The sequence below is a fragment of the Stutzerimonas stutzeri genome, from assembly GCF_000935215.1.
Lineage (GTDB): Bacteria > Pseudomonadota > Gammaproteobacteria > Pseudomonadales > Pseudomonadaceae > Stutzerimonas.
In genome coordinates, this window is the sequence record NZ_JXXD01000179.1 from 1 (window position 1) to 11196 (window position 11196).

Consider the following 11196-nt stretch of genomic DNA (forward strand, 5'->3'; position numbering starts at 1 on the left):
GCAGCCATGCAGGCTGCGCCCTTCTTCGTTATAGCGTGATCGCTATGCCGGCCTGGAGGGTGCGGGGGGCGCCCGGGTAGGCCCAGATGTTGCCCCAGGTGCGCTCTTCGTACTCTTCGTCGAACAGGTTGTTGAGGTTCAGGTTCAGGCGAACCCGTTCGGTCAGCGGGTAGTAGGCGAGCAGGTCGACGGTGGTGTAGGCGTCCATGTCGAACGCGGTGCTGGTGGCGCCGCCCTTGCGGTCGCCGACGTACTTGACGCCCATGCCAACGCCGAGCCCGGCCAGCGGACCTTCGGCGAATTCGTAGGTATCCAGCAGGTTGAAGCTGTGCCGCGGCACGTTGGCCAGGCGCGTGCCGGTCGGCATCGATGCGCTCGAGCTTTCGGTGACTTCGGCATCGACGTAGGCGTAGCCGCCGATCACGCGCCATTGCGGGGTGATGTTGCCGGCCACGCTGATGTCGAAGCCGCGGCTGCGCGCTTCGCCGGCGGCGATCTGGTAGTTGCTGTCGACCGGATCGCTGGTCAGCACGTTTTCCTTGGTGATGTGGAACAGCGCCGCGGTGACGCTGAGGTCGTGCTCCGGCAGCTCGTACTTGATGCCGACTTCGTGGGCGATGCCTTTTTCCGGGTCGAACGCCTGGCTGCTGCGGTCGGCGCCGCGGTTGGGCTTGAACGAGCGCGAGGTGTTGGCGTAGACGGCCAACTCCTCGGTCAGGTCGTAGATCAGCCCGAAACGCGGGGAGACGGCGTTGTGCGCCTGGTCCCAGCTGCCGGCGGGGGTCAGCTTGTTTTCATAGCGCTGCTCGAAGCGTTCCAGGCGCGCGCCGACCTGCGCTGTCAGGCGCTCGGTGAGGGCGATCTGGTCCTGCAGGAAGAACGCGTAGGACTTCAGGTTTTCGTCATCGTAGGTGGTGGTGCGGGTCAGCGCCGGCAGCGGCTGGCCGTAGACCGGATCATAGAGGTCGATCGGGAAGTCGCTGGTAGCACCACCCGAGCGATCGATCTGGGAGTCGTAGTTGAAGTCGTCGAACTCCACACCGAGCAGCAGTGTGTGGGCCAGACCCGCGGCATCGAAGTGACCTTCCAGATTGGCCTGCACCGCCAGGTCGTTCCAGTTCAGCCAGCGCTCGCTGTAGTTGCGTCCGACCGTGCGGCCATCGGCGGCCAGGCCATTGTTCTCCACTGCGCCGCCGTCCAGGCTACCGTCGAGGTACTGGATGCCGCCGCGCAGCATCCACTGGCTATCCAGCTGGTGCTCCAGGCGCAGTTGCGTGGTGGCGTTCTGGTTGGTCAGCTTGCCGGCACTTTCCTCCCCGAGGAAGCGATCGCGCGACAGGTCGCCGGCCTGGTTGGGGTAGCGGGTAAGACCACGGTCCATGGGGTGGCGGTTGTGCAGATAGTCGCCTTCGAGGATCAGCGCGGTGTCGTCGCTGAGCTGCCAGCGCAGCACTGGCGCGATGTTGTAGCGCTCACTTTCGACGTGATCGCGGAAGCTGTCGCTGCCTTCGGCGACCAGGTTGAGGCGATAGGTAAACGCGGCGCTCTCGTCCAGTGCGCCGGTGGTGTCCAGTGTGCCGCGGCGCAGTCCGTCGGTGTTCACCTGGCTGCCGAGTACCGTGCGCCGCTCCGCCTGCGGCTGCTTGCTGACGATGTTGAAGGTGCCGCCCGGATCGCCGCGACCGTACAGCATCGAGGCAGGGCCGCGCAGCACTTCGATGCGCTCCAGCGTGCTGGCGTCGGGCATGTTGGGGTAGCCGCGGTTCACCGCGAAGCCGTTGCGGTAGAACTCCTGGGTGCTGAAGCCGCGCACCAGGAATTCGGTCAGGCCCTGGCCGCCGAAGTTGTTGCCACGTTCCACCCCACCGGCGTAATCGAGCGCATCTTCCAGGCGCGTTGCGCCGATGTCTTCGACGACCTGCGCCGGGACCACGCTGATCGATTGCGGGGTTTCGTGGATCGCGGTGTCGGTGCGGGTGGCGCTGGCCGAGCGGGTTGCCCGGTAGCCCTGCACAGGCCCGTCGGCGCGCTCGGCCGATGCGGTGACCTGCATCTCCTCCAGTGCCAGCGGTTCAGCAGGCGGTTCGTCGTTGGCTGAAACCACGGCAGGGCAGGTGAGGGCTGGAACCGCGAGCATCGGGAGGAGAAGGCGCCGCATCGAATGATCCTTGAGGGAAGGGAGCGAGGGCGGGCATCCTAATCGCAACGAAAACGATTATCAAATAGAAATATATCTCAACTGTCGCATGCTACGGCAGGTTGCGCTGGGCGTAGCGGCGCAGGCAGATCGAGCGCGTGGCGACAGGCACCCAGCGCGCCGCGCAGCGCAGGTGAGCGGCGGCTGCCAAGCGGCTCGGGGGTCACATCCGGCGGCTGCTCGGCGCTCAGGCGGAGGCCAGGACGACGCGGTCGCGGCCGGCCCGCTTTGCCTGATAGAGCGCCTCGTCCGCGGCCTTGAAAGTCGCGTCGGAGGACGCATAGCGGTCACTGCAGGCGATGCCGATGGATGCTGTTACCGGTGCGCCGGTCGGGCTAGCAGTTTGCCGCAGGCGGGCGAGCAGGCGTTCTGCCGCAATGCTGGCGCCGGCGGCGTCTGTCTCGGGCAGCAGCATGAGGAATTCTTCACCACCCATGCGGCACAGCACGTCAGTGGGGCGTGAGCATTCCTTCATGATTTCGGCGAGAAAGCGCAGCACCGCATCGCCCACGTCATGGCCGTGCTGGTCGTTGACCTGTTTGAAGTGATCGATATCCAGTGTCACTGCCGCGTAGCGCTGATCGAGCAGGTCGAACTGCTTGAGGGCCAGTTCGAGGCCGCGGCGGTTGCGCAATCCTGTCAGCGGGTCGGTCATGGACGCCGCTTCCAGTGCACCCATCTTCTGCTGCAGCAGGGAGACGCCTGCGAGCATCGCGACCTTCAATCGCGAGACCTCGAAATACCAGGAATTGACTGTCGAGATACGGGCGGCGGCTTCCGGTGCACCCCAGTGTTCGGCGGTGTCGGCCAGCGCGCGAATGGGCCTGGAGATGAGTCTGGACAGCCACCAGAACACCGCGAGCGAGATCAGCGTGAACGGCACTGCGTTGAGCAGCGTGGTCCGTGCCAGCTGTTCGAGCTTCGCGGTGATGGCAGCGGTCGGGCGCTGGGCGATGATGCCCCAGCCGGTGCTCTGCATGGGCGCGAAGCCGGCGAGCATGTCCACGCCGAGCGTATTGATGACGCGCTGGCTGCCCTCCTGGCCCGACAGCACCTGCCGGACCACCACATTGCTCGATACGTTCTGGCCGACCCGCTTGCCGTCTTCGTGGAAGATCAGTCTGCCCTGGGTGTCGACCACGTACAGGTAGGAGCCGTCGCGGTAGTAATGCACCCCCAGCAGGCCGTGCAGTGCGTTGCGCTCGCGCAGGAACAGCGAGGCGCTGATATAGCCGAGGTAGCTGCCATCGGGGGCAAAGATGGGATGGGTTACCGCGATCAGATAGGTACCATCGGTGGCCACGTAGGGATCCGTGGTCAGCGGCTTACGCTCTTTCAGTGCGCGTGCCGCGCCTGTGCTGTTGACCTTGAGCCCGACCAGGCCGGCGCTTTCCGGCGACGCCGAGACGATCTCTCCAGAGGCGCTGACGATAACGGTCCGGCTGAACTGCTCGCTCTTGAGCTTGAGTCGTTCGGTCTCGTTGTCACGCGCGATCGGGTCGGCGAAGCGCGTCGACAGCTCTTCTGCGGCATAGGCGAGCTCGCGACGGCTATTGAGGAAGAACTGATCGGTGGTGTCGGCGAGCTTGCGCGCATAGGCCCGATTTGCCTCCAGAGTCTGCTCGAACAACTGATCGCGCTGTGAGCTGTAGCCGGCGAAGAAGGTGTTACCGAAGGTCAGTAGGCCGGCGACGAGCGCCAGCAGCAGCGTGAGTTTCTGTAGATCCAGCCGGTGCATGAAACGCGATTCTCCGATGCGTGCTTGGCATGCGCCAATGGAGGCTTCAGGGCAAGTGGAAGCCAAAGGGCCGGGAATGATACAGGCAGCGTGCGGCTGACGAATGGCTTCTCATACATATAGAGCTGGCGGCCTGCTCTGGGTCAATCGCCTGCTGCCGGTACAACTACCGCAGTGTGGCAAATAGATGTGTGGGTGTTCTTCCTGATCTGGGCGGCCGCTCGGGCTCCATGTGCTGTGGCGGCCGGCGCAGCTCGGCTGAGCCGACAACTGGCGCTGCCTTGTCTGGCTCTGCCTATGCTGAACGTGATGGTTGTTGCTCTGGGCGGGGGTGAGCTGACTACGAAACAGGCCCGCTGATGCGGGCCTTTTTCATTCGAGCTAGCCGATGTGCCTTCAGCCCTGGTGATAGCTCGGCGCAAGCTTGTAGACCGAGGTATCCAGCCCCTCGAAGCGCGCCTTCAGCTGCAGTGCCAGGTACAGCGAGTAGTGCCGTGACTGGTGCAGGTTGCCACCGTGGAACCAGAGGTTCTGCTGCTGCGTGGGCTTCCACATGTTGCGCAGCTCGCCTTCGTACGGACCCGGGTCCTTGGTGGTGCCGGAACCGAGGCCCCAGCAGCGCCCGACCTTGTCCGCGACGTCCTGGGAGATCAGCCGCGCCGCCCAGCCGTTCATGGAACCGTACCCGGTGGCGTAGACGATCAGGTCGGCCGGCAGGCGGCTGCCATCGTTGAGTACCACGGCATCCGGCTCGATGTGATCGACGCCTAGGCCTGGCCCGCTTTTCAGCTTGATGGTGCCGTCGGCGATCAGCTCGCAGGCGCCAACGTCGATGTAGTAGCCCGACCCGCGGCGCACGTACTTGAGGAACAGGCCGGATTCGTCATCCCCGAAATCGAGCATGAAGCCCGCTGCGGCCAGGCGGTCGTAGAAGGCCTTGTCGCGTTCCTTGACCTGCTCGAAGGCCTGGTGATGGAACTGCGGCAGCACCTTGTAGGGGATCGAGGCGAACAGCATGTCGGCCTTGTCGGTGGTCAGTCCGCTCTCGACCGCATCCTCCGAATAGAGCGGGCCGAAGACCACTTCCATCAGCGTGTCGGAACGCACGATATGCGTGCTGGAGCGCTGCACCATGGTGACGTCCGCGCCGTTCTCGACCAGGTCCGCACAGATATCGTGGGCCGAGTTGTTGGCACCGATGACCACCGCGCGCTTGCCGCGCCAGGCGTCGCCGCCAGGGTGCTGGCTGGAATGATGTTGCTGACCGGCAAAGGTCTCCGCACCCGGATAGACCGGCACGTTGGGCACGCCGGACATGCCGGTGGCGAGGATCAGCTGCGAGGGCTTGAGCGTCATCGGCTTGCCGTCGCGCAGGACCTCGACCGTCCAGCGGCCCTCGGCTTCGTCGAAGCTCGCCTTCACGCATTCGGTTTTCGCCCAGTAGTTCAGCTCCATGACCTTGGCATACATCTCCAGCCAGTCGCCGATCTGGTCCTTGGGCGTGAAGATCGGCCAGTGATCGGGGAAGGGCAGGTAAGGCATGTGGTCGTACCAGACCGGGTCGTGCAGGCACAGCGACTTGTAGCGGCCGCGCCACTGGTCGCCGGGGCGCTCGGCCTTGTCGACGATCAGCGTCGGCACGCCGAGGCGCTTGAGTCGCGCACCGAGGCCGAGGCCGCCCTGGCCGCCGCCGATGACCAGGCAATAGGGCTGTTCCGTGATGCCCAGTGCGGCTTCCTCGTCGCGGCGCTTTTCCAGCCAGTTGCGCTTGTCGGCCAGGCCGTGGCCATGTTCGGCGCCCAGTGGGCGACGACGCCCGAGCGGTTCCTCGTGCCCCTTTAGCTCGCGCATGGTGGTCAGCAGCGTCCAGCACAGGCCGTCCTTCAGGCGCACGTAACCCTTGCCGCGGGCGACGTCGGTTTCCAGGCTGATCCAGCCTTCGAGCACGCCGTCGGTCAGGCTCGCTTCGCCTTCGAGCTTCCAGTTGTCCGGCCGGGTGGCTTCCAGGCGGCTTTCCAGCATGTCGCGAATGTCGGCCTTGCCTTCGAGGGTGATCAGGTTCCAGCTGAACAGCACCAGGTCACGCCAATGGCAGTCGTCGGCGAACAGCTCAAGCGTGCCATCGACGTCGCGTTGCGCCAGGCGCTGGCCGAGGCGTTCGACCCAGGCGGCCAGTTGTTCGGTGGGCGAGCGGGTGTCGGTGGCCTGGCGGTCACCGCCGAGGTCGCTGCCGTTATCGGTTTTCAGATCGAAGGGAACGTCGTTACTGGGACGCATGGTGGTTCTCCTGGTCATTGTTGTTATTCACGGGGATACCGTGCTTGCAGCAGAGCAAGCGGCGGGCCAGCAACCGGCGCGCAGCGTCGTATCTGGCCTGGAGTCGTATCGGGACTGCCCGGTCGAGCGTGCGCTGTGCCATCCCCAGTACGGCGGGGGTGACACTCTGTACCAGCCGTGGCACAGCATGCGTCGGCCGGGCGATTGGCCTATGCTGGGCGCGAAACCGCCTCGAAACATCGCGGAGAACAACAAGAATGACCTCTCGCCTCAGTCAGCACGCGCACCAGGTCCTCAGCTTCGGTGAAGGCACCGCAGCCAGCCAGGGCCCCGCTGCCGATCCCGCCATTGCGCGTTCCTGGCGCCGTTGCCTGGAGCAGCATCAGCTCGACCCCACCAGCCCGCGCGCGCCCTGCGTGATCGAGAGTCCGCGGCTCAATGAGCATCGCGAGCGGCTGGACCGGGTTATCGCCGTCGCCCACTGGCAGATGAACAGCCTGCACCAGCAGCTGGGCAGTAGCGGCCACGCGGTACTGCTGACCGACGCCAGCGGCGTGGTGATCGACAGCGTGGCGGATCAGGCCGAGCGTGCGGAATTCCAGCGCGCCGGGCTCTGGCTCGGGGCGGTGTGGAACGAGGCGACCGAGGGCACCAATGGCGTCGGCCTGTGCCTGCTGGAGCGCCAGGCGCTGACCATTCGGCGTGACGAGCACTTCCGTGGCCGGCACGCAGCACTGACCTGTTCGGCGAGCCCGGTGTTCGATGCCGAAGGCGGTTTGCTTGCCGTACTCAATGTGTCGTCGGCGCGCGAAGACCTGTCGCGCCAGCTGCGCTTTCACACCATGGCGCTGACCAACCTGTCGGCCAAGCTCATCGAAAGCTGTTTCTTCCTGCAGCACTGCGAGGGCAACTACCTGCTGCGCTTCCATGCCCAGCCCGAATACATCGGCCTGCTCAGTGAAGGCCTGCTGGCGTTCGATGGCGAGGGACGGATCACCGCGATCAACGAAACCGCGCTCAACCTGCTCGCCAGCAGCCGCGAGGCGCTATTAGGCCGGCCCTTGGAAACTGTGCTCGATGTGCGTCTGGATCAGTTGCTGGAGCGTGCGCGACCGCAGCCGGGGGCTTGCTGGCCCTTGCATACCCATGACGGTCAGCGGCTGTTCTGCCAGCTGCGCGGGCCGCAGCTGCGCGTGGTTGCTGCGCCGCGCCAGGAGCCGGCCGATGTGCCGGGCCTGTGTCTGCTCGATCCGTCAATTCGCACCGGTTTCAGCCGTGCGCTGAAGGTGCTCGAGCGGGACGTGCCGGTGTTGCTGCAAGGTGAGACCGGCACCGGCAAGGAGGCATTCGCCTGCGCACTGCATCGCGCCAGCAGCCGCGCCGGTCGGCCGTTCGTGGCACTCAATTGCGCGGCGATTCCCGAGACGCTGATCGAAAGCGAACTGTTCGGCTATCGCGGCGGCAGTTTCACCGGCGCGCGGCGCGAGGGCATGGTCGGCAAGCTGGAGCAGGCCAACGGCGGGATTCTCTTTCTCGACGAGATTGGCGACATGCCGCTGGCGCTGCAGACGCGCTTGTTGCGGGTGCTGGAGGAACGCAAGGTCACCGCGCTGGGGGCTGCCGCGCCGACCGAACTGAATATCCGCCTGATCAGCGCCAGTCATCACGACCTGCGCGCGCTGGTTGCCGGCGGCGCGTTCCGCGAAGACCTGTATTACCGCCTTGGCGGGCTGATGATTGCGTTGCCACCGTTGCGCGAGCGCAGCGACAAGGCTGCGCTGCTCGATCACCTGCTGGCGGAAGAAGCGCAAGGCGAATCGATCTGTCTCGAGCCGGCCGCGCGGCAAGCCTTGCTGCGCTACAGCTGGCCGGGCAATGTGCGGCAGCTGCGCAATCTGCTGCGCACGTTGGTCGCGCTGAGCGAGCAGGGGCGCATTGGGCTGGACGACGTGCTTGCCGTGCTGCCGGCCGAAATGGGCGAGGTCGAGGCACCTCGTGACCCGTTGCAGTCGGCCGAGCGCGAGGCCCTGCTCACGGTGCTACGCGAACGGCACTGGCAGGTCAGTCGGGTGGCGGAACAGCTGGGTATCAGTCGCAATACGCTCTATCGCAAGCTGCGCAAGCACGGCATCTCGCGTAACTGAACCGGCGGGCGCGATGCCCGCCGTCAGTGGGTCAGAGCGCGGTGGAGAGGGTGATCGAACCGAACTGGTCGTGTTCCTGCTGGCCCTGGAATTCGCGAGTGCGCCAGACGCTGGCGAACGCCAGCTGCCAGCGGCTCCAGGTCAGTGCCACGCCGAGCTTGGCGTCGCCGACCCACTCGCGACGGTCAACCGAGTGGCTGTCCTCGAAGGTGTTGCCGTCCAGCAGCATGTTGTGCGCCATGTAGCGGCCTTCGAGATTGGCGAAGCCGTACCAGGCGAAGTCGCCGCCGGGGCGGAAGAACTGGCTGCCGCTTTGCGCCGGCGTCACCGCGGGGATGCTGAAGCTGCGCTGCAGGTTCTGCCCCAGGCGCAGGCCCAGCCCGGCCGAGCCGTAGCTGTACAGGTTGCCGAGGGCGAAGCCCACGCTCGGGCCGTATTCCAGCTCCAGCCCGGCGAAGCGCTCCTGCAGCCACCAGCGATGCTGATAGCCCAGATTGACGAAGGGTTCGTTCTCCAGCTGATTATCCCAGCCGTTGGGCTCGTCGCTGTCGGTTGCCTTGTGCACGGCACGCTGCAAACGCTTGCCGCCCGCCGCCGGGCCAACTATGCCGACATCCAGGTGCAGACCTTGCGCGGCGCGCCAGCCGTCGTACTGGGTGTCGGAAAACATCGACATGCCGGCGAACAGCAGGCCGGCGTAAGGGCGGTCGTCTTCGATCAGATTTCGGGTTTCGATTTCCTCTGGCGTGTAGATCTGGTGGCCGAAGCGGTAGGCGACGTTGTCGACGGCATTGCCCGACCAGCCGGGCAGCAGATCGGCGAAGCGCCGCGTCCAGCTCTGGTCGTCCGGTTCGAGACCCCAGATGACTTCCAGGCCGTTGGTGTAGTGACCATCGCTGCCCGAGGCGATGATGTCGTTCTCCGCCTTGATGGCGAGGATGTCCGCATGGCTGACGGCGGGGGCGGTGATGGATGCGGCGAGCAGGCACAAGCACAGCAAAGAACGAGAATGCATGATTCAACTCCTGGCTTACGTTCTTGTTTGTATGTTCTTTCTAGGACCATCACCGCTTCCAGCGGTTCGCTTGTCGATCAGGGCGCGTCGTACGCGCCGTTTCTGGCCAGCCCCGCCTTGCTGACCATCTCCTGTCTGGCTTCCTGCAGTTGCTCGGCCAGTGCCGCGGAAAAGTCATGCACGGCTGACCAGCGCAGGTGAATGGCGTCGACGAAGGCGGCCGGTGGAGCAACCCATTCGCGATCGGCGTTCCAATACTGAGCCCCGTCATGCCCGGCGATGGCGGCGTTCAGCTTGGCGTCAAAGCGGGCGAGAAAGCTGCCATCGGCATCGACCTTGGCTTTCCACTGCGGATGCAGGGGCGTGGAAACCACCAGCAGCTGGCGTTGCTCGTTCTTCAGGCGTTTCGACAGCTCGCCCAGGGCGACAAAGCAGCTGTCATCCAGCGCGTCCGGTTTGTCGTAAAACAGGCCGCGATCACCCTGCGGCTCCAGCGGCCCGTCGCCGTGGCGGGTGAACACCAACGGGTCCCATTCGATCTCGTTGGCCCGCTGCGCCTTGACCGTCTGCGCATTGCGCAACAGCGAACGCGGCGAGAAGTAGCGCATGTAGTAACCCCAGCGTGAGGCCTGCTGATAAACGTAGTGATCGGCATCCTCGCGGTCGAACACCGCATCCGGCACTTTCCAGCAGCCGGCGAAGTCCAGCGGATCGACGATCATCACCACCTGGCGGACGCTGGGTTCACGGTCCAGCAGCCAGTTGGCGACATAGGTCGACTGGTTGGCGTGCAGGCCGCAGAACGCACCGTTGAGCGGACGCAAGCCAGGCGTCTGCTCGATCAGCACGTCACCATCGACATGGCGCCAGGCGACCGAGGAACCGACGATCAGCAGGTTCGGATCGGCGATGGGGTTGTGCCGCAGAAAGTGCAGCTTTTCGTCCACACACAGGCTGTTGGAGAAGGCCGGTGGCGGCAGGTTGTCGGTGTGATTGAGCCAGGCGAGCAGGGCGGCAAAGCCGCCGAGCATCCCGAACAGCCCGGCGAACATGCCCAGCAGGTAGCCGGCACGTATCCGCCGCTGGTCTGCTTGGGCCCCGGCGGCAACGCCGTCCGGGCATGTATCGACGGATCTGGCCATGACTCAACGCCCTCCGAGTTTGGTCTGGATCAGTTGCGCGAAGTGGCCAACGTTCTTCAGCGATTCCAGTTCGGCGGTGCGGAACTTGATGCCGAAGCGTTGCTCTGCGGCCACGATCAGCAGCACATGGGTCTGGCTGTCCCAGCCATCAATGTCGTCGGCGGTGGTTTCGGAGGTGAGGACGATATCGTCATCGTCGAACACGTCGTGGAAGACCTGGGTCAGCGCCTGGAGAATTTCCTTTTCGTTCATGCTTGCACCTGGATGTGATGGTTGATGGAAGCGCGCGAGGCCAGCTCGTAGCGCCAGAAACTTGCATCGGTAGCGGCGTTGGCAGGGGCGGGGCGCTGCTCGAAGCCCAGCCGCGGATAGTGCTCGGCGACCATGCCGTTGCGTTCGGTGGGGCGGTATTTGCCAACCAGTGCGCCCCAGCCGGCAGCTGCTGCCGCATCGGCCAGCACCTCCAGCACTGCCGCTTCGACCTGACGGCCCAGCACGCGGCAGCTCATCAGCCAGCTGTCGATCAGCAGTTCGTCAGCCTCGATAGCTGCATCCGGTCGCGCCAGCACCACGCTGATCAGGCCGTTATCGCCGAACTTGTCTTCCAGCCGCAGGGCCAACGCGATGGTTTGCGGATCGCTGGCCATGCGCTCGACTTCGGCTTCGGTATAGCGGCGGGTGGT

Annotated in this window: 7 protein-coding genes and 1 pseudogene; 1 reads left to right on the forward strand and 7 read right to left on the reverse strand. The window is 65.1% G+C overall.

What is annotated here, in order from left to right:
• Nucleotides 1-28: 28 nt before the first annotated feature.
• The 3 genes from LO50_RS17905 to LO50_RS17915 form a co-directional block, all read right to left on the reverse strand.
• Nucleotides 29-2158: a TonB-dependent siderophore receptor gene (locus LO50_RS17905; RefSeq protein ID WP_044315842.1), complete on the reverse strand. Its 2130-nt coding sequence runs from the start codon at nt 2156-2158 to the stop codon at nt 29-31.
• 226 nt (nt 2159-2384) lie between these two features.
• Nucleotides 2385-3935: a sensor domain-containing diguanylate cyclase gene (locus tag LO50_RS17910; protein ID WP_044315843.1), complete on the reverse strand. Its 1551-nt coding sequence runs from the start codon at nt 3933-3935 to the stop codon at nt 2385-2387.
• Nucleotides 3936-4331: 396 nt separating this feature from the next.
• The gene (locus tag LO50_RS17915; protein ID WP_236690602.1) at nt 4332-6212 is read right to left on the reverse strand and encodes an NAD(P)-binding domain-containing protein; all 1881 of its coding nucleotides are present in this window, start codon (nt 6210-6212) and stop codon (nt 4332-4334) included.
• 257 nt (nt 6213-6469) lie between these two features.
• On the opposite strand from LO50_RS17915, the gene LO50_RS17920 reads away from it, so the two are divergent.
• Entirely contained in the window at nt 6470-8356 is a 1887-nt protein-coding gene (locus tag LO50_RS17920; protein ID WP_044315844.1) for a sigma-54-dependent Fis family transcriptional regulator, read from the forward strand.
• Nucleotides 8357-8387: 31 nt separating this feature from the next.
• Here LO50_RS17920 and LO50_RS17925 read toward each other — a convergent pair whose 3' ends face one another.
• From LO50_RS17925 to LO50_RS17940, 4 genes and pseudogenes are all read right to left on the reverse strand, one after another.
• A complete protein-coding gene (locus tag LO50_RS17925; protein ID WP_044315845.1) occupies nt 8388-9371 on the reverse strand; it encodes a lipid A deacylase LpxR family protein in 984 nt (327 codons plus the stop codon).
• 77 nt (nt 9372-9448) lie between these two features.
• A complete protein-coding gene (locus LO50_RS17930) occupies nt 9449-10513 on the reverse strand; it encodes a hypothetical protein (protein WP_044315846.1) in 1065 nt (354 codons plus the stop codon).
• 3 nt (nt 10514-10516) lie between these two features.
• A complete protein-coding gene (locus tag LO50_RS17935) occupies nt 10517-10765 on the reverse strand; it encodes an acyl carrier protein (protein ID WP_008567163.1) in 249 nt (82 codons plus the stop codon).
• Nucleotides 10762-11196, reverse strand: a pseudogene (locus LO50_RS17940) (HAD-IIIC family phosphatase); the annotation flags it as partial. The pseudogene LO50_RS17940 and the gene LO50_RS17935, both read right to left, overlap by 4 nt.